The 19,255-nt window shown below is 69.2% G+C and carries 16 protein-coding genes and 1 other RNA gene; 4 read left to right on the top strand and 13 right to left on the bottom strand.

From position 1 onward, the window contains the following. Positions 1–75 precede the first annotated feature (75 nt). Both dtd and ACWDTP_RS28710 read left to right on the top strand, forming a co-directional pair. Positions 76–507: a D-aminoacyl-tRNA deacylase gene (gene dtd / locus ACWDTP_RS28715; RefSeq protein ID WP_450026170.1), complete on the top strand. Its 432-nt coding sequence runs from the start codon at positions 76–78 to the stop codon at positions 505–507. Positions 508–539: 32 nt separating this feature from the next. After that, the gene (locus ACWDTP_RS28710) at positions 540–950 is read left to right on the top strand and encodes a DoxX family protein (RefSeq protein WP_450026168.1); all 411 of its coding nucleotides are present in this window, start codon (positions 540–542) and stop codon (positions 948–950) included. Here ACWDTP_RS28710 and ACWDTP_RS28705 read toward each other — a convergent pair. From ACWDTP_RS28705 to ACWDTP_RS28675, 7 genes are all read right to left on the bottom strand, one after another. Next, positions 947–1,804 (bottom strand): TIGR03619 family F420-dependent LLM class oxidoreductase, encoded by an 858-nt coding sequence (locus tag ACWDTP_RS28705; RefSeq protein ID WP_450026166.1) that lies wholly within the window; start codon positions 1,802–1,804, stop codon positions 947–949. The two genes, ACWDTP_RS28710 and ACWDTP_RS28705, sit on opposite strands and share 4 nt — an antisense overlap. Beyond that, positions 1,801–2,430 carry a PaaI family thioesterase gene (locus ACWDTP_RS28700; protein WP_450026164.1) on the bottom strand — a complete coding sequence of 210 codons (630 nt, stop codon included), beginning with the start codon at positions 2,428–2,430 and terminating at the stop codon, positions 1,801–1,803. The genes ACWDTP_RS28705 and ACWDTP_RS28700 overlap by 4 nt, the downstream gene beginning before the upstream one ends. Positions 2,431–2,468: 38 nt before the next feature. Beyond that, entirely contained in the window at positions 2,469–5,474 is a 3,006-nt protein-coding gene (locus tag ACWDTP_RS28695) for a bifunctional [glutamine synthetase] adenylyltransferase/[glutamine synthetase]-adenylyl-L-tyrosine phosphorylase (RefSeq protein WP_450026162.1), read from the bottom strand. A 44-nt stretch (positions 5,475–5,518) separates the two neighbouring features. Then, complete coding sequence (gene glnA / locus ACWDTP_RS28690) at positions 5,519–6,859, bottom strand: type I glutamate--ammonia ligase (RefSeq protein ID WP_450026160.1); 1,341 nt, start codon at positions 6,857–6,859, stop codon at positions 5,519–5,521. A 63-nt stretch (positions 6,860–6,922) separates the two neighbouring features. Continuing rightward, entirely contained in the window at positions 6,923–8,428 is a 1,506-nt protein-coding gene (locus ACWDTP_RS28685; protein ID WP_450026158.1) for an alpha/beta hydrolase, read from the bottom strand. An 89-nt stretch (positions 8,429–8,517) separates the two neighbouring features. Continuing rightward, on the bottom strand, positions 8,518–10,032 hold the full coding sequence (locus ACWDTP_RS28680) for an alpha/beta hydrolase (protein WP_450026156.1): 1,515 nt from the start codon (positions 10,030–10,032) through the stop codon (positions 8,518–8,520). A 61-nt stretch (positions 10,033–10,093) separates the two neighbouring features. Further along, on the bottom strand, positions 10,094–11,485 hold the full coding sequence (locus ACWDTP_RS28675; RefSeq protein WP_450026154.1) for a WS/DGAT/MGAT family O-acyltransferase: 1,392 nt from the start codon (positions 11,483–11,485) through the stop codon (positions 10,094–10,096). 174 nt (positions 11,486–11,659) lie between these two features. On the opposite strand from ACWDTP_RS28675, the gene panB reads away from it, so the two are divergent. Then, entirely contained in the window at positions 11,660–12,508 is an 849-nt protein-coding gene (gene panB, locus ACWDTP_RS28670; protein WP_450026152.1) for a 3-methyl-2-oxobutanoate hydroxymethyltransferase, read from the top strand. Between the two features lie 3 nt (positions 12,509–12,511). Here panB and ACWDTP_RS28665 read toward each other — a convergent pair whose 3' ends face one another. From ACWDTP_RS28665 to ACWDTP_RS28645, 5 genes are all read right to left on the bottom strand, one after another. After that, positions 12,512–13,297, bottom strand: a complete 786-nt coding sequence (locus ACWDTP_RS28665; protein WP_450026150.1) for an enoyl-CoA hydratase/isomerase family protein — start codon at positions 13,295–13,297, stop codon at positions 12,512–12,514. An 11-nt stretch (positions 13,298–13,308) separates the two neighbouring features. Beyond that, the gene (locus tag ACWDTP_RS28660) at positions 13,309–15,147 is read right to left on the bottom strand and encodes a fatty acyl-AMP ligase (RefSeq protein ID WP_450026149.1); all 1,839 of its coding nucleotides are present in this window, start codon (positions 15,145–15,147) and stop codon (positions 13,309–13,311) included. A gap of 90 nt (positions 15,148–15,237) precedes the next feature. Further along, positions 15,238–15,632, bottom strand: an RNA gene (gene rnpB, locus ACWDTP_RS28655) — RNase P RNA component class A. 74 nt (positions 15,633–15,706) lie between these two features. After that, positions 15,707–16,621: a DAPG hydrolase family protein gene (locus ACWDTP_RS28650; protein ID WP_450026147.1), complete on the bottom strand. Its 915-nt coding sequence runs from the start codon at positions 16,619–16,621 to the stop codon at positions 15,707–15,709. A gap of 23 nt (positions 16,622–16,644) precedes the next feature. Next, complete coding sequence (locus tag ACWDTP_RS28645; protein ID WP_450026145.1) at positions 16,645–17,307, bottom strand: TetR/AcrR family transcriptional regulator; 663 nt, start codon at positions 17,305–17,307, stop codon at positions 16,645–16,647. A gap of 122 nt (positions 17,308–17,429) precedes the next feature. Between ACWDTP_RS28645 and ACWDTP_RS28640 the strand changes: the two genes are divergently transcribed. Then, positions 17,430–18,302 (top strand): alpha/beta hydrolase, encoded by an 873-nt coding sequence (locus tag ACWDTP_RS28640; protein ID WP_450026143.1) that lies wholly within the window; start codon positions 17,430–17,432, stop codon positions 18,300–18,302. 29 nt (positions 18,303–18,331) lie between these two features. On the opposite strand, the gene ACWDTP_RS28635 is transcribed toward ACWDTP_RS28640, so the two are convergent. Beyond that, on the bottom strand, positions 18,332–19,255 hold a 924-nt coding region (locus tag ACWDTP_RS28635), incomplete at its 5' end, for a DUF222 domain-containing protein (protein ID WP_450026141.1).

Genomic DNA, 19,255 nt, shown 5'->3' with positions numbered 1-19,255 from the left:
GACATAGAACTGCCCCTTTTCTTCGGAAAAGGGGCAGTTCTATGTCTGCTCACCATCCCCCGCACAATGGACCGCATGCGAGTTCTGGTGCAGCGGGTGACGTCTGCTCACGTGTCGGTCGACGGCGACGTCGTCGGCGCGATCGAACCGACCGGCCAGGGTCTGCTCGCCCTGGTCGGTGTGACCCATGACGACGATGCCGCCAAGGCCCGCAAGATGGCCGAAAAGCTCTGGGCGCTAAGGATTCTCGACGGCGAGAAATCCGCCGCCGATGTCGGCGCCCCGATCCTGGTGGTCAGCCAGTTCACGCTGTACGCCAACACCGACAAGGGCAGGCGCCCGTCCTGGAACGCCGCGGCCCCCGGCCCGGTCGCGCAACCGCTGGTGGCCGAGTTCGCCGAGGCGCTGCGCCGGCTGGGCGCGACCGTCCGAACGGGGGTTTTCGGGGCGGATATGCGGGTGCAACTGGTCAATGACGGGCCGGTGACACTGCTGTTGGAGCTGTGAGATCCCTGGGCGTCACCGGGTATTGTCGGCACATGACGACCAACCTGGACGCTCGCCTCGGCTCGCTCTCGCCCGCCGTCATCAGCCTGTTCCGCATCGTGTTCGGATTCCTGTTCACCATTCACGGCGCGTCGAAACTCTTTGCCTGGCCTGTCGACTCGGGATCCGGCGCGGTGCAGGCCGGCGCCTGGCCGCTGTGGTACGCCGGGGTCATCGAACTCGTGCTCGGCCTGCTGATCATCGCCGGACTGTTCACCCGGATCGCGGCGTTCATCGCGTCCGGTGAGATGGCGTTCGCCTACTTCACCCAGCATCAGCCCAAGGGGCTGCTGCCGTTGGAGAACGGCGGCGAGCCGACCGTACTGTTCTGCTTCGGATTCCTGCTGCTGGCGGCGATCGGTGGCGGGGCCTGTGCGGTGGACGCGGTGCGCGGCAAGCGCTAATCCAGCGCCAGGTCTTTGCGGAACCGCCGCATCCCGTCGATCTTCTCGGCGAGCGTGCAGTCCAACCCGGTGTAGAACGCCCACGGCATGGTCAGGATGTGGGTGATCCCACCCGCCTCGGCACGCTCGTAGTCGGCGAGGGTCACGGCGTCGGTCAGCGGGGTCAGGACGGTGAAATCGTCCATCGTCAAACCGGCCTCGGCGCGCAGCTCGCGCACCCGGCCGATGGCGGCCACGGCCCGGTCGATGGTGATCAGATCCCCGATCCAGCCGTCGTTTCGCGCGGCCCGCCGCAGTGCCGGATCGGACAGGCCGCCGACCCAGACCGGGATTCGCGGCGGTGTGGGTTCCATCTCCAGCCGGGGTGCGGTGTAGAACTCACCGGAGAACTCGGTCCAGCCGGGCGACCACAGCGCCCGCATCAACCGCAGCATCTCGTCGGTGCGGCGGCCCCGAGCGTCGAAACGCTGCCCCACCAGATCGAATTCGTCTCTGCACCACCCGACCCCGACCCCGAGGTCGACCCGGCCGCCGGCCAGTACGGCGGCCGTCCCGATGGCCTTGGCCGCCGCATACGGATCCCGCATCGCCGGGATGTAGACCGTGGTGGTGAACCGCAGCCGGGTGGTCACCGTGGCCAGCGCACCGATCAGCACCCAGGGGTCGGGCCAGTGGGTGAAGGGTTGCCAGCGCCGCTCCCCGTCCCGGGTATAGGGGTAGGGCGTGGCGAGGGTCTCGAGATTGACGATGTGATCTGGTATCCCCATCCCGTCGTAGCCGAGATCATCTGCGGCCTTGGCGATCTCGACAATCTCGGACGTATCGAGGAATCCGGTCGCCACATAGAACCTCATCCGGCGTCCCGCGCCCAGGCCGGGGTGATGAAGACACCCTCGGCCTCGACGGTGATCCCTTCGGCATCGCTGATATGGCCCCGCGCATACGTTTTGACACCTTCGGTGCGGTCGATATAGGCCTCGGCACGCAGCGGCCCCAGCGGTGTGCCGCGGCGGTACCGGCAGGTGATGGTCCCGGTGTAGCGCGGCTCGTTCAGGCCGTCGCTGGCCACCTCGCCGAGGATGTGGTCGAGCACCAGCGCGCAGATGCCGCCGTGCACCCATCCCGACGGGCCCTCGTAGGCCGCACCGAGCACGAATTCGCTCCAGCAGGTGCCGTCCTCGGAATGTTCGATCACCAGCGGCGGGGCCACCGCATTGCGCAACCCGATCACCGGATTGGCCCACACCACCGGCTTGCCGGTCTCGGCATGCACCATGACCCGCGCCCGCTCGCTCTGGTCGCGGCGCAACGATTCGGAGATCGCCTCGACGGCCGCGGTCGCCTCGGCGATGGTCTGCGGGTCCACCTCGGTGCGCACCCCGACGTCGACGAGCTCACGGATCGCGCGGGCGAACGGTTCGTACAGCCCCGCCAACCGGTCATGCTCGGCGGCCGATATGACGTCGTACGGGTAGCCCATAGACATACTTACTATCAGGTGCGCGATCCGGCGGGCGACTACTCTCCGCCGAAAATCCTGCGGACGACGTTTTTCGCGCGTCGCGTCACCCGCAGATAGTTGTCCAGGAACTCGCCGCCGTCGTCGCTGCCCCACCCGGCCGCCAGCGCCACCGCGTTGAGCTGGCGGCCCGGCCCGGGCAGCTGGTCGGTGGGTTTGCCGCGCACCAGGACCAACGCGTTGCGGGCCCGGGTGGCGGTCAGCCACGCGTCGCGCAGCAGCTCGACGTCGCCCTCGGCGACCAACTCGGCCGCGCCTATCGCGTTGAGGGTGTCCAGCGTCGAGGTGGTGTGCAGCGCGGGCACCTCGTGGGCATGGCGGAGCTGCAGCAGCTGCACGGTCCACTCGATGTCGGCCAGACCGCCGCGGCCGAGCTTGGTGTGGGTGTTGGGATCGGCGCCGCGCGGCAGCCGCTCGGCGTCGACCCGGGCCTTGATCCGCCGGATCTCGTTGACGGCGTCGGCCGAGACCCCTTCCGGCGGGTAGCGGGTGTTGTCGGCCAGGACGAGGAAACGCTCACCGAGCTCGAGATCGCCCGCGACCCGGTGGGCCCGCAGCAGCGCCTGGATCTCCCACGGCTGCGCCCACTGCGCGTAGTAGGCCTGATAGGACGCGAGCGTGCGCACCAGGGGCCCGTTGCGGCCCTCCGGACGCAGGCCCGTGTCCACCTCGAGCGGTGGGTCGGCGCTGGGCGTGCCCAGCAGCGCCCGGATCTGCTCGGCGATGCTCACCGACCAGCGCACCGCGGTCGCGTCGTCGACACCCGCGGTCGGCTCGCACACGAACATCACGTCGGCGTCGGACCCGTAGCCCAGCTCGCTGCCGCCGAGCCGGCCCATGCCGATCACCGCGATCCGCGCCGGCACACCGGATTCGGGTGTGTTGGCCCGGATCACCGCATCGAGCGCGGCCTGCAGCACCGCAACCCAGACCGAGGTCAGCGATTTGCACACGTCGATCACGTCCAGCATTCCGAGCACATCGGCCGACGCGACGCGGGCCAGTTCGGCGCGGCGCAGGGCGCGCGCGGCCGCGATGGCCCGGGTCGGGTCGCGGTGCCGCCCGGCCGAGGCCACCAGTGCGCGCCCCACCCCGTCGGCGTCGCCGTCCAGCAGTTTGGGCCCGTTCGGCCCGTCGGCATAGAGCCGGATCACCTCGGGGGCGCGCATCAACAGCTCGGGGATGTAGGCCGACGTGCCCAACACCCGCATCAGCCGCTTGGCCACCGCACCCTCGTCGCGCAGCGTGGACAGGTACCAGCGCTGTTCGGCCAGCTCATCGCTCATCCGCCGGTAGACCAGCAGGCCGGCGTCGGGGTCGGGGGTGTCGGAGAGCCAGTCCAGCAGTGTCGGCAACAGCACCTGCTGCACCCGGCCCTTGCGCCCGGTCCCTCCGGTCAGGGCGGCCAGGTGGGTCAGCGCGCTCTGCGGCCCCTCGTAACCCAGTGCGGCGAGCTGACGTTCGGCGGCCTCGGAGCTCATTCCGGCCTGGATGCCGAGCGCGGGCTGGCCCACCGATTCCAGCAGCGGCTGGTAGAAGAGCTTGGCGTGCAGCCGCGACACCCGCAGGCTCTGCCGTTTGAGTTCCTTGCGCAGCACGCCCTGCGCGTCGTGAGTCCCGTCCGGGCGGACGTGCGCGGCCCGGGCCAGCCAGCGGACCGCCTCGTCGTCGTTGTCGTCGGGCAGCAGATGCGTGCGTTTGAGCCGCTGCAGTTGCAGCCGGTGTTCGAGCAGCCGCAGGAACTCGTAGGAGGCGGTCATGTTGGCGGTGTCGTCGCGGCCGATGTAGCCGCCGGCCCCGAGCACGGTGAGGGCGTCCACCGTCGAGGCGACGTGCAGCGAGTCGTCGTTGCGGCCGTGCACCAATTGCAGGAGCTGGACCGCGAATTCGACGTCGCGCAACCCACCCGTGCCCAGTTTGATCTCCCTGGACCGCACGCCTGCCGGCACCAGCTCCTCGACCCGCCTGCGCATGGCCTGCACCTCCGGCACGAAATCCTCGCGCTCGCAGGCCGTCCACACCATCGGCATCAGCGCCTCGATGTAGGCGTTGCCCAGCGCGGCATCGCCTGCGGCCGGGCGGGCTTTGAGCAGGGCCTGAAACTCCCAGGTCTTGGCCCAGCGCTGGTAGTAGGCGAGGTGCGAATCCAGGGTGCGGACCAACTGGCCGTGTTTGCCTTCCGGCCGCAGTGCCGCGTCGACCTGGAAGAACGCGTCGGCGGCGAACCGCATCATCTCGCCGGCCACCCGGGTCGCCATCGCCAGGTGATCGGAGGTGCCGTCTTTGTCGACATCCTCGCCGACGAAGATGACGTCGACGTCGCTGACGTAGTTCAGTTCGCGCGCACCGCATTTGCCCATCGCGATGACCGCGAGCCGGGGGGCGCCGTCCTCGGAGTCGCCGCATTCGGCGCGGGTCGCCACGGTCAGGGCGGCACCGAGCGCCGCGTCGGCGAGATCGGACAGGTGGGCCGCGACCGTGATGAACGGCAGCACCGGTTCGTTCTCGACCGTGCTGGCCACGTCCATGGCGGCCAGCACCAGCAGCCGGTCCCGGTACAGGTCGCGCAGCGGTGGTACCGCGGCGCCGACCCCCCGCTCGATGTCGACGCGGCGGGCGGTCTCGGCGAAGCTCTCGGTCAACTGCTCGGCGTCCGGCAGTTCGGCGGGGCCGGTCAGCAGTCGCCAGGACCCGGGGTGGGCCACCAGGTGGTCGCCGAGGGCCAGGGACGATCCGAGGATGCCGAACAGCCTGCCGCGCAGCGCCTTGTCGGTGAGCAGCCTGCGGTTCAGCTCGTCCCAGCCGTCGCCCAGCTCATCGGCCAGCCGCACCATCGCCAGCAGCGCGACATCGGCGTCGGGGGCGCGCGAGAGCGACCACAGCAGCTCGACGTGGGCGTCGGTGATCCAGCCGAGCCGTTCCAGTTCGGCCGGGGCCTGCGGATCGACCAGTCCGAGCCGGCCGACACTGGGCAGCTTGGGGCGTTCGGTGACGGGCTTCGGCACGCCCCAAACGGTAGCGCACCGCCCCGCGCCCGCCGCCGGTCAACTCACAGCGACAGGTAGGTCTTGAGCTCGTAGGGCGTGACGTGGCTGCGGTAGTTCTCCCACTCCGTGCGCTTGTTCCGCAGGAAGTAGTCGAATACGTGCTCCCCCAACGCTTCCGCGACCAACTCGGAGTTCTCCATGGCCTCCAGCGCGTTACCGAGGCTGCCGGGCAGCTCGCGGTAGCCCATGGCGCGGCGTTCCTCGGTGGTGAGGCTCCAGACGTTGTCCTCGGCCTGCGGGCCGAGCACATAGCCCTTCTCGACGCCGCGCAGACCCGCGGCGAGCAGCACCGCGAAGGTCAGGTAGGGGTTACAGGCCGAGTCGGGGCTGCGCACCTCGACGCGCCGGGACGACGCTTTGCGCGGCGTGTACATCGGGACCCGCACCAGCGCCGAGCGGTTGGCCGCCCCCCATGAGGCCGCGGTGGGCGCTTCGCCGCCGTGGACCAGCCGCTTGTAGGAGTTCACCCACTGGTTGGTGACGGCGCTGATCTCACTGGCGTGTTCGAGAATGCCCGCGATGAAGGATTTGGCCACATCCGACAGCTGCAGCGGGTCGTCGGGACTGTGGAAGGCGTTGGTGTCGCCCTCGAACAGGCTCATGTGGGTGTGCATGGCCGAGCCGGGATGTTCGGCGAACGGCTTGGGCATGAACGAGGCCCGCACACCGTCGCCGAGCGCGACCTCCTTGACCACGTACCGGAAGGTCATCACGTTGTCGGCCATGGACAGCGCGTCGGCGTAGCGCAGGTCGATCTCCTGCTGGCCCGGTGCCCCCTCGTGGTGGCTGAACTCCACCGAGATGCCCATCTGTTCCAGCGCGTCGATGGCATGGCGGCGGAAGTTGGGGGCCGCGTCGTGCACGGCCTGGTCGAAATAGCCGCCGTTGTCGGCCGGGATGGGCGCCGATCCGTCGTCCGGGCCGGGTTTGAGCAGGAAGAACTCGATCTCGGGGTGCACGTAGCAGGAGAAGCCGAGGTCGCTGGCCTTGGCCAGTTGGCGGCGCAGCACGTGGCGCGAATCGGCCCACGACGGCGAACCGTCGGGCATCGTGATGTCGCAGAACATCCGCGCCGAGTGGTGCTCACCTTTGCTCGACGTCCAGGGCAGCACCTGGAAGGTGGACGGATCGGGCCGCGCGACGGTGTCGGATTCGGAGATCCGGGCGAAGCCCTCGATCGACGAGCCGTCGAATCCGATGCCCTCCTCGAAGGCGCCTTCGAGTTCGGCTGGCGCGATCGCCACCGACTTGAGGTAGCCGAGCACATCGGTGAACCACAACCGGACGAACCGGATATCGCGTTCCTCCAGCGTGCGCAGCACGAATTCCTTCTGGCGGTCCATGACGCGAGCGTAGGCAGCGGGTGTTAATTCCGTGTTACGGCGCTGGAAGGACTGGCGTGAGGGCTAACACGTGAGGTCGGCGGCCGGCACGGCGAGGTCGACCAGATATCGCACGACGGCGGTGTCGACGCAGGCGTCGCCGTTGAACACCACGGTGTGCTGGGTGCCGGTGAACGAGATGAGCGGGGCGCCGAGTTGGCGGGCCAGGTCCACCCCGGCCTGATAGGGCGTGGCCGGGTCGCCGGTGGTCGAGACCACCACGACCTTGCCCGCCCCCGGCCCGCGCACCTGGTGCGGTGCCGATGTCGCGGGTACCGGCCACAGCGCGCAGATGTCGCGCGGCGCATACCCGGTGAACTGTCCGTAGGCCATGAACGGGGCCGCCTCGCGGGTGCGCCGGTCGGCGTCGGCGTAGACCGCGGGATCGGCGGGGTACGGCGAGTCGACGCACCGGATCGCGGTGAACGCGTCCTGCATGTTCCCGTAGTGCCCGGATGCGTCGCGGTGCTGGTAGTCGTCGGCCAGCAGCAGCAGGTCGCCGGCATCGGTGCCGCGGGCCAGGCCGAGCAGCCCGCTGGTCAGATAGGGCCAGTAGCGCGCCGAGTACAGCGCGTTGCCCGTGCCGGTGATGGCGTCGGCGTAGCCGAGTCCGCGCGGATCCGATGTCGCGGCGGGCCGCGCCACCAGCGGGTCGACGAGTTGGTGATAGCGGCTGACGAACTGGGCCGGATCGGTGCCCAGCGGACAGCCCGCCGATCTGGCGCAGTCGGCGGCGTAGGCGTCGAAAGCCTTTTGGAAACCGGCCATCTGACGGATGTTCTTGGTGACCGGATCCAGGCTGGGGTCCACCGCGCCGTCGAGCACCATGGTGCGGACCCGGTCACCGAACTGTTCGGCGTAGAGCGCGCCGAGGTCGGTGCCGTAGGAGAAGCCCAGATAGTTGATCTGCTCCTCGCCCAGCGCGGCGCGTACCGCATCCATGTCCTGGACCGTCGAGGCGGTGCCGACGTTGGCCAGGAACGGCGCGCCCATCCGGTCCAGGCACTGCTGGGCCAGGCCGCGGTGCACGTCTTCGATGTGGGCGACGCCCGCCGGGCTGTAGTCGGCCATCGGTTCGCGCCGGTACGCGTCGAATTCGGCATCGGTACGGCAGCGCAGCTGCGGGGTGGAATGGCCGACCCCGCGTGGGTCGAAGCCGACCAGGTCGAACCGGCGGCCGATCTCGGTGCCGGCCAGCGCCGCGCCCATCCCGGCGATCGTGTCGACGGCCGAGGCGCCCGGCCCGCCGGGGTTGACCATCAGCACCCCGATTTTCTCGCCGGCCGCCGGGATCCGGATCACCGCCAGCTGCGCCTGCGCGCCGGCCGGATCGTTGCGGTCGACCGGCACCGCGACGGTGCCGCACTGCGCGGTGGGGATGGCCGAGGCAGCGGGGACCCACGCCGAACAGTCGCCCCACCCCTGCGGCGCGGCCGCGGCGACCGGGCCGGCGATCCCGGATACGACGAGCAGCACCGCCGCCGTCAATACCTCCCGGACTCCCCGACCCACCCACCGCACGGCTGACATACTCGCACGCCGGGCGCCCGGCGGGCGGGCGCCGAGTCCGACCGGAGATCATCCGGCAACCGGACGGTGACCTCCGGTCAATTCCGAGGTCAGCAGCGCGAATTCGGCGGCGGCACCGTCACGTCGACCAGATAGGTGGCGGCGATGTCGTCGACGCACTTGTTGCCCTGGAACACCACGGTGTGCTGGGTGCCGTCGAAGGTGAGCAGCGTCCCGCCGAGCTGGCGGGCCAGGTCGACACCGGCCTGGTACGGGGTGGCCGGGTCGTTGGTGGTCGAGACCACCAGGGTCGGCGGCAGACCGGTCACCGAGATCTGGTGCGGCTCACTGGTCGGCGGCACCGGCCAGAACGCGCACGCGCCGAGCGGTGCGTCGCCGGTGAATTCGCCGTAGCTCATGAACGGGGCCACCTCACGCAGCCGCTTGTCCTGCTCGACGACGGTGGCCTTGTCGGTGATGGCCGGGGTGTCCATGCAGTTCACCGCGACCCGCACATCGGTCGAGTTGTTGTAGTGCCCCTTGGCGTCGCGGCCCATGTACAGGTCGGCCAGCGCCAGCATCAGCTCCCCGTCACCGTTCTTCACACCGGTCAGCGCATCGGTCAGGTGCCGCCACAGGTTGGGCGAGTACAGCGGCAGGATGGTGCCGACGATGGCGTCGCTGTAGCTGAGCCCGCGCGGGTCCTTGGTCTTGGCCGGCGACTCGACCAGCGGGTCGACCAGCGTCTTGTACACGTCGACGGCCTTGGCCGGGTCGGTCCCCAACGGGCAGTCGGGGCTTTTCGCGCAGTCAGCCGCGTAGTCGTCGAACGCCTGCTGGAATGCCGCGGCCTGCCGGATGTCGGCCTCGACCGGATCCGCGTTGGGGTCAACGGCGCCGTCGAGGATCATCGCGCGCACCTTGTCGGGGAACTGCTCGGCGTAGGTGGCGCCGATGCGGGTGCCGTACGAGTAGCCCAGATAGGTCAGTTTGTCGTCGCCGAGCGCGGCGCGGATCGCGTCGAGATCCTTGGCGACATTCTCCGTCCCCACGTTCTCCAGGAACTCCACGCCCATCTTGTCGACGCAGCGCTGCACGAACTGTTTGGTCTCGTTCTCCAGGTGCTCGACACCTTCGGGGGTGTACTCGACGGTCGGGTCGGCGCGCAGCCGGTCGTTGTCGGCGTCGGAGTTGCACCACACCGCCGGGTTCGACAGGTTGACCCCGCGCGGATCGAAGCCCACCACGTCGAAGCGTTCCTTGACCGACTCCGGCAGGCTGGGCAGCAGGGAAACCGCCGATTCGACGCCGGATTCGCCCGGCCCGCCCGGGTTGATCACCAGCGAGCCGACCTTCTGGCCGGTGGCCGGGAACCGGATCATCGCCAGCTGGGCGACTTCGCCGTCGGGTTTGGCGTAGTCCACCGGGACCGACAGCATGCCGCACTCCGCCCCGGCCGGGATCTGGACCTGGTCGCCGGAACCGGCTTTGCACGGCAGCCACTGCACCGGCGTGCCCGGTCTGGGCACCGCGACGACGGCATCGCCGTCGACCACCTGGCTGCAGCCCGCCGCCGCCAGCATCGTCACCGCCAGCAGCACACCGGACCTGAACCTGAGCTTCATGGCTCCACATGCTGCCATGACGCGGCATCGCCACAGGCTGCGGCCACTCCGGCGGCCGATATCAGGTCGACGCCGCGACGAGCTCGTCGAGCGCGACGGCGAAGTCATCGGCCATATCCCACAGGTCGCCCAGCAGCTCGGGGCAGCTGACGATCCCGACGTCGAGTTTGCCGGTCAACGACATCACGGTGATGTTGAGCCCGGAGCCGTGGAAGATCGGGCCGAGCGGGTACATCGCCTTGACCTCCGAGCCCAGGAAGTACAGCGGCACCTGCGGGCCGGGCACATTGGACACCACCAGGTTGTGGACGGGTTTGGCCCCGGACAGCCGGCTGGCCGCGTACACCCGCATCGCCACGCCGAACACGGCCGGGGCCGCGAACTGCGTCCAGTCCTGCAGCAGCGTCGCGCCGATCGCCGAACTGTGTTGTTTGGCAACCGAATTGGCTTCCGCGATGGCCCGCAGCCGCTGCACCGGGTCGGTGATGTGGGTCTCCAATTTGGCGAACATCCCCGACACCTGGTTGCGGCCGGGCCGGTCGGAGCGGTCGTGGACCGATACCGGCACCATGGCGACCAGGGAGTTGGCCGGCAGCTCGTCGCGGTCACTCAGATAGGTGCGTAGCACCCCCGAGACCAGCGCCATCACCACATCGTTGACCTTGACGCCGAAGCGGTCCTTGACCGTTTTGATGTCGTCGAGGTCGAGCTGGGCGTATGCGATGTTGCGCCGGCCCGAGATATTGGCGTTGAACGCCGTCTTGGGCGCGTTGAACGGCGCCGCCATCGCCAGCCCGTTGCGGGCCCGCCGCACCGTGTCGACGATCGAGGACACCGTCGTCGGCAGCACATTGGCCAGGTTCAACGGTCTGGTCACGAACTTCACCGCACCGTTGATCGCGATCTCCATGCCGGACGCCCCGCCCACCCCGTCGACGGGGTCCGGTGGCGGCGCGTCGGGTTCGGTGGTGCACAGCTGCGACATCAGGTTGGCCCCGGTAACCCCGTCGACGCCGGCGTGGTGCACCTTGGTCATCACCGCCAGTCGGCCCCCGGTGTGCGCGTCGCTGCCCGCGATGTTCTCGATGACCCACATCTCCCAGAGCGGACGGCTCCGATCCAGCGGCAAAGACGCGATGTGGCCGCAGATCTCGGCCAGTTCGGCACGGCCGCCCGGTGCCGGAAGGCCGATCCTGTGCAGGTGCCGGTTGACGTCAAAGTCCTTGTCGTCCACCCAGACCGGGTGATCCAGGTTGAACCGGCTGTCGGCGATCTTCTCCCGGAACTGCGGCATCGCCTTGATGCACAAGGAAAGTGCGTCGCGCAGCCGGTCGAAGGTGTACCCGCCGGGCATGGTCGAGGTGTCGATCTCCAGGATCGAACACACGTGCAGCGGCTGCGCCGCCGTTTCCAGATACAGGAAGCTGGCGTCGAGTCCGCTGAGCCGTTGCATGCCGCTGATCGTAGGTCGGGCGGGGCCACCCGACCGGGGCAATTGTGAGGAAATCCACTCCGCCGTTGCTTTTACCTTCACACACCCAGCTGGCACACTGACGAATGTCAGACGAACCCGGGGACCGGATACCGGCCTCGAGGATTCGTACCGACCGTCTATTGAGGGACAATGATGTCTGAACAGTCTGTTTACGGTGCCACCGATTCGGGCGCGGATGCCAAACCACGCACCAAGGTCCGGACCGTCACGCTGCAGAAATGGAAGGCCGAAGGCCACAAGTGGGCGATGCTCACCTGTTACGACTACTCCAGTGCCAGGGTGTTCGACGATGCCGGCATCCCGGTGCTGCTGGTCGGCGATTCGGCCGCAAACGTCGTCTACGGCTACGACACCACCGTTCCGGTCACCATCGATGAGCTGATCCCGTTGGGGCGCGCCGTGGTCAAGGGCGCCCCGCACGCCATGGTGGTGGTCGACCTGCCGTTCGGCAGCTACGAAGCCGGCCCGCAGCAGGCGCTGGCGAGCGCGACCCGGTTCATGAAGGAGACCGGCGCCCAGGCCGTCAAGCTCGAAGGCGGCGAGCGGGTCGCCGAGCAGATCGCGATGCTGAGCTCGGCGGGCATCCCGGTGGTGGCCCACATCGGCTTCACCCCGCAGAGCGTCAACGGGCTCGGCGGGTTCCGGGTTCAGGGCCGTGGCGACGCCGCCGAGCAGACCGTGCACGACGCGATCGCGGTGGCCGAAGCCGGTGCGGTCGCGGTGGTGCTGGAGATGGTGCCCGCCGAGTTGGCCACCCAGATCACCGGCAAGCTCACCATCCCCACGATCGGTATCGGCGCCGGACCCAACTGCGACGCCCAGGTGCTGGTCTGGCAGGACATGGCCGGCCTCACCAGCGGCAAGACCGCCAGGTTCGTCCGCCGCTTCGGTGATGTCGGCGGCGAATTGCACCGGGCCGCAGCTCAGTACGCGCAGGATGTGGCGGCCGGGGTGTTCCCGGCCGACGAGCACAGCTACTGAGCGCTAATCGAACTGAGCCCGGCGCTTCGCGAGGAACGCGTCCACGCCCTCGCGTCCGTCGGCCGAATCGGCCCGCGCGGCGATGAACCGGCCCTCGGCCTCGAGCTGCTCTTCGAGACCGTTCTTCAGCGAGGACAACAGCAGCGTCTTGACCGCACCGTTGGACCCGGCCGAACCGGCGGCCAGCTGCTCCCCCAGCGCGGTGGCCCGGCCGGCCAGATCGGCGTCCGCCACGACCTCGGTGATCAGGCCCCACTGCTGGGCCTCGGCCGCCGAGAGGGTCCGGTTGGTCAGCATGAGTTCCTGCGCCCGACGTAGGCCGACCAGTCGCGGCAGGTAGTAGGACGAGCTGCCGTCGGGGCTCAGGCCCACCTTGGTGTAGGCCATCGTGAAGGAGGCCGACTCGGCGGCCATTACCAGGTCGCCGGACACCGCCAGGCTGAACCCGGCGCCGGCGGCGGTGCCGTTCACCGCGGTGATCAGCACGGCGTCCATCCGGGCGAATGACGAGATGGCCCGGTGCAGATCGTCGGCGACCCCCTTGATGTAGCGTCCGCGGCTCGGTGCGGTGGCGAACGACTTCAGGTCGCCCCCCGCGCAGAAGAACCGGCCAGCTCCGGTCAGCACCACGGCCTTGGTCGCGGCCGCGTCGCAGCGCCGGGCGGCGTCGGCCAGCTCGCGAGTCATGGTGTCGTTCATGCCGTTTGCGGCGTCCGGACGGTTCAGGGTGATCTGTACGAGCGCGCCGGACCGCTCGAACGTGATGGCTTCATAGGTGGGTTCGGTCACGCTGGGAGACTCTAGTGGGCGGCCCACTCGGACAGGTACTGGGCCCGGCAGGCGCTCCGGGCCAGCTTGCCGCTCGTGGTACGCGGAATCGATCCCGCTGCAACAAGTTTGATATCCGCCACGGCCACCCCGTGCCGCCGCGAGACGGCTCCCCTGATCGCGTCGGCGATGGGCCGCGGATCGGCCCGGCCCGCACCGGGTGCCCGTTCGGCGACGATCGCCAGCCGCTCACCGGCGGGGCCGGGCACCGAGAAGGCCGCCACGAAGCCCGCCCGCACCGCCGCCGACGCCTCGGCGACGGTGGCCTCCAGGTCCTGCGGATAGTGGTTGCGGCCGTCAATGATGACCATGTCCTTGATCCGGCCGGTGACATACAGCTCGCCGTCGAGGTACACGCCCAGGTCGCCGGTCCGGAACCACGCCGCGCCATCCGCACAGCCCTGCGCGTGACTGCCCTGCCCGAGCCGCGACTGCAGCTTGTTGTGAAAGGCGGCCTCGGTTTCGGCGGGCCTGCGCCAATAACCCCGCCCGACGTTGTCGCCGTGCAGCCAGATCTCGCCGACCTGACCGTCGGGCAGCTCGGCTTCGCCATGGCCGTCGCCGTCGCCGTGCGGGCTCACGATCACCGCCCATTCGCTGCGGGCGATCTGCCCGCAGGACACCTGGGCCACCGCACCGTCCGCGTCGGGCGCCACCACCACGGCCTGCCCCGCAGCCAGCCGGTCCCGGTCCAGGTACGTCGCGCTGGGCTTGGCGTCCGCGGCGATGGTGGCGACGAACAACGTGGCCTCGGCCATGCCGTAGGAGGGTTTGACGGCGGCCGGGGCGAGCCCGTACGGCGCGAAGGCGGCGTTGAACTCGTCGATCGAGGCCATGCTCACCGGTTCCGAACCGTTGATCAGGCCCGCGACGTTGCTCAGGTCCAGGGACTCACCCGCGGGCGGCAGGCCCCGCTGGGCGGCGAGTTCGTAGGCGAAGTTGGGAGCGGCGGCGAAGGTCGGCACATCGGACGCGCCGAGTTCTGCGATCCAGCGGTACGGGCGGCGCACGAATGCGACCGGCGACATCAACGTGATGTGGCCGCCGCACAGCGCCGGGAACATGATCATCAGCAGGCCCATGTCGTGGAACAGCGGCAGCCAGCTGACGCTGCGGATGTTCCAGTCCAGACCGACCGAGATGATCATCTGCAGCACGTTGGTGCAGGCCCCACGGTGGGTGATCTCGACGCCGGCCGGGGTGCGCGTCGACCCGGAGGTGTACTGCAGGTAGGCGATGCCGTCGGTGTGCAGGGCGGCCGCGGTGAAGTCGGCTCCCACGGTGTCGGGGACCGCGTCGATCGCGACCATCCTGGGCCGGCGCTCCCGCGGAAGCTTGCGCAGGAAGTTTCCGACCGCCTCGGCGGCCTCGGTCGTGGTCAGCACCACCGACGGTGCGGCGTCCCCGAGGACCGCGTCGAGCCGTTCGGCATGGCCGGGCAGTTCCGGCGCGAACAGCGGGACCGCGATGTTGCCGGCCTGAATCGATGCGAAGAAGGCGACGACGTAGTCGACTCCCTGCGGGGCCAGGATCGCTACCCGGTCGCCGGGTTCGGTCACCTGCTGCAGCCGGCCGCCCACCGCACGCACCCGGGCGTTCAACTGCTTCCAGGTCAGCTCGACGGCCCGCCCGTCGTGATCGAAGTCCAGATACCGGTAGGCGGGAGTGTCCGCGAGCTCAGTGACATTGCGGTCGAAATGCGACATCAGCGTGGAACCGTCGGGGATGGCGATGTTTCCATCGGAATCCAGGTAGTCCTCGACCTTCATGCGTGCCGAAGCTCCGCGCTCGGCTGTGGCGTCCGAACCCATGAACGCAACTTTAAGAGATTCCCTCAGAACTCTGGGGAAACGGCCGCGCGCGGTGCAAAGTCTTAACCTGGCCGTGACCCGGAGCCGGGGCGAACGAGTTGGCCTGTAAGCCGGATTCTGTTCTTCACCGCTGACGGTGAAGCGGCGACCATCCATCTGGACACACCGTTGCCGGGTGCCTCAAGCGGCCTACCCGCAGGCTCGGGCGAGCAGCCCTCGGGCACCTGCGCGACCGCAACCAGGTTGCGGCCTTCTTGGCCTTGCTTCGGGTGGGGTTTGCCTAGCCACCCCGGTCGCCCGGGATGCTGGTGCGCTCTTACCGCACCGTTTCACCCTTACCCCCTGCGCCTCAAGGGCTCAGTTGGCGGTCTGTTTTCTGTGGCACTTTCCCGCGAGTCACCTCGGATTGCCGTTAGCAATCACCCCGCTCTGTGAAGTCCGGACTTTCCTCGACACCAGGGTGCCGCGGCCGCCCGGCCAACTCGTTCGCGCAGATCACCGTACCGCTAAATCCGCGCCCCGGACGCCACCCGCCCGATCCCCTTGACGTTGATGCGGTTCAGGGAGTGTCCTTGAACTCCTCGTGCAGGTCGGGAAGAAACGACGCGAGGTGATTCATCTCGGCCGCGCAGTGGAAGGCCAGGTCGTGGCCGAAGTTGGCGCCCATCATCCGCCCGGCCAGGTGTGGGAGTGCGGCAGCGCCGACCAACCGGGCGGCTCTCCCGGCCAGCAGCGGAGCGCCACGGCCGGGCACCGCCTGGGCCGGAAGGTCGAGCAGCGCAGGGTCGTTGAGGAAGAACCGGCTGCGCATCTCGGAGCCGCGTGCGGTGGGGCGGACCTGGTGGACGAGCCATCCCAGGGCGACCGGGTACTGACTGAGGCCGACCCTGGCACAGATGGCCGTGGTGCCCTTGTCGAGTTCGTCGAAGCCGAGCCGGGCGGGGTCGACGAAGCGGATGGCCAGGCGCTGCAGCGTGCCGCCGACGTACTCATCGACGTAGGAGACGTTGTCGATGTAGCGCTGGCGGTCGGTGAGGGTGCGGTCGGCGCTGCGGTCCTCGCCGATCGCGGTGAACTGGTGGGCGTCGGGGTACCAGAGCTTGTAGCGGGCGGACTCGGTGGAGTGCCAGCCGAACCACCAGTCCCACATCTCGGCGGTGACATCAGGCATGTCGGTCAGGACCGCGATCAGATAACCGCCTGGGACGCGGGTCCAGCCGGTTTCCATCTTGTGATGACCGGGGCGGGACATTATGTCGGCAGCGTCGCGCAGGCCGTAGGCGTACTCGATCGGGGCCATCCCACCGATCAGTGCCTCGCGGACGTGGTCCTGGATGGGCAGGGTGTCGGTGCGGAAATACTTGGCGTAGGGCTTGGCCGCGTCGCCCTCGCCATAGCCGAGGTAGCGGGGCTCGGCGGCATAGCTCGCGGGCATCGGCGCCCGGTCGGCCGCCGTGGGGGTGTACGCAATCATGCGGTTCTCCTTCCTGCCACGGGTCAGCTGGGTCCGGCCTGGTCGCCGGTGGTGCCGAGCAGGTAGGTCTGACAGAGCGTGACCAGCCCCGAAAGCTGTTGGTCCGCTGGGGCCGGATGGCGTCCCGCAGCGTCCGGGCCGAAAATCACCTGCCACATGACCGTGCTGAACACCGCGCGGAAGGCCAGCGGTACCGCCGCCTCCGGGCTGAAGCAGGCGAGTTGACCGGCGCGATCCAGGATCAGCGAGGTGAAGAGTTCCTCGGCGAGGGCGCTGGTGGCGTTGCCGCGTTCACGCAGGGACGGGTCGGCGGCGGCCCGCAGGATCAGTGGTCCCATCACCGCCCCGTGCCGGGTCACCTGCAGCGCCAACGCGTGCACCGCGTCGGCCACCAGCTCGGCCGGCCGGGTGTCGGCGCGGTCGGCGAGCCGCGCGAAGGCGTCCCGCATATCCGTGTCGACCTCGTCCAGCAGATCGTGCTGGACGGCATGGATCAGGCCGTCCTTATCGGTGAACCGCTCGTAGACCGAACCGACCGACACTCCGGCCGCGGCCGCCACCCGGGCCACGGCCAAGCCTTCCCAACCCCCTTCGACCAGGGCCTGCCGCGCCGCCGTCAGAATCTTGCGTTGCGTGATCCGGCTGCGTTCCTGCTGTGCCGGGCGTCTTCGGTCCGGTGCCGCCATCGCCACCCTCCGCTCGTGCGTAGCAGTTGCACCGCCAGCTTAGCCTAATCTGAACCCGAGTTCAGATTCAGGTTATGGTGATGGCGGCTCGACCGTCGAGCACCTCTGATCGGGAGTATGCGATGACCCAGACCACCAAGACCGCGGTGACCTTCCCCTCCGACGACCTGCGCCTGGCAGGCGATCTCTATCTGCCCGACCGCACCGACCGTCCCCTGCCTGCCGTGGCGATGGCTCCCGGCTTCGGTGGAGTCAAGGAGATGCTCATGCCGCCGTACGCGGCCGCCCTGAACACCGCGGGCATCGCCGTCCTCGTCTTCGACTACGCGAACTTCGGTGGCAGCGAAGGGGAACCGCGCCAGCACATGGACCTCGACGCCCAGCAGCGCGCCTACCGGCACGCCCTGGACTACCTCGCCGCCCACGCCGATATCGACGCCACCCGACTGGGCGTCTTCGGCGCCAGCATGTCCGGCGGGCACGCCCTCGCCATGGCCGCCACCGACCCCCGGGTGCGCTCCACCGTCGTCCTCATCCCCTTCACCGGACTGGACGTCTCGGCCCAGCCCGCCGAACTCCTGACGGCGATCGAGGACGCCGCCAAACGCATGTCCGCCGGCGAGGAGCCGCAGATGATCGCCAGCACCGGTAAGCCCGGTGACTTCGCCGCGATGACGAGCGACGGCGCCTGGGAGTGGATGGAACAGATGACCGCCGACGCCCCGAGCTACCGCAACGAAGTCACGTTGGCCTCGCTGTGGAACCTGGCCAACTACCGTCCTGCTGAAGCACTTTCGGCCATCTCCACACCCGTACACGCGGTCCTGGCCGCCGACGACGCCATCACCCCGGCCGCCGGCGCCCGCCAGGCACTGCGCCCCATCGCCCACCTCGACGTCGTCGAGATCCCGCAGACCCACTTCGAACTCTTCGACGAGCACCTGCAGGAAACCATCGACCTCACCACCGGGTGGTTCACCGACGACCTGTTCTGAACCCGATGGGCGCGAGCCCCGCGCACCGACTACGCGGCCCGCCCGCACCGGGCGAATTCGACCGCCAACCGCAATTCGGTCGGGCACTCGAACACCTGCACCTGCCCGGGCAGGGGTGGCGCGGTGGACCGGTACCACGCCCCGGTCGGGGTGACGAACATCGCGGTGTGCCTACCGTCCTCGTCGAAGGTGTGCACCCGCCACCCCGGCGATTCCTTGGTGTAGTTGCACTGCTCGCACAACCCCTCGCCGTTGAGCGCACTGGTGGCCCCACCCCGCGCGCTCGGCTCGGCGTGATCGTAGTGGCGGATCGGGGCATTGCAGAACGGTGTGCGACAGGTCCTGTCCCGCAACGCGATGAACACGGCCAGCGCTTTGGGGAAGCGGCGCGACCGCGACTCCATCGCCACCAACGCACCCGATTTCGGCTGCCGATACACCCGCCGCAACGTGGCCCGCGAACGCTCGTCGGTCACCGCGGCACTCACCAGTGAACGGGCCACCGCCGCGGGCACCGGGCCGTAACCGGCCACCACGGCCGGATCGTCGGCGTCACCGAACAACGTTTCATCGGTGACCACCAGATTCACCGCGACCGGCTCGGCCACCTCGGCGGGCCGGCCGGTGACGCGTTCGGTGAGCGTGTCGGCCATCACCTGACCGCGCGACCGCCCATCGCAGGTGGTGTCGGCCGCCCGGCGCAACGCCGTGTAGACACCGACACCCTGCGCCACCGGCAACAGCGCGGTCAGATACGTCATGGTGTCGGGTGCCGGCCGCAGCGTCACCGCCCGATCCCGGGCCGCCTTGGCCGCCCGCTCGACGAAGGCCCGCGGATCCAGCCGGTAGGCGATCTGTTTGGCCTTCGCCTCGATCCGCCCGTCCCCCATCCCGTCGAGTTCGGCCAGCTCGGCACACATCTCGGCATCCAGCGTGCGCCGATCCTCCACCTG

The sequence above is a fragment of the Mycobacterium sp. NPDC003449 genome (genome assembly GCF_053588415.1).
Note: the sequence above shows the minus strand (reverse complement) of the source record. Positions and strands in the feature narration are given on the sequence as shown.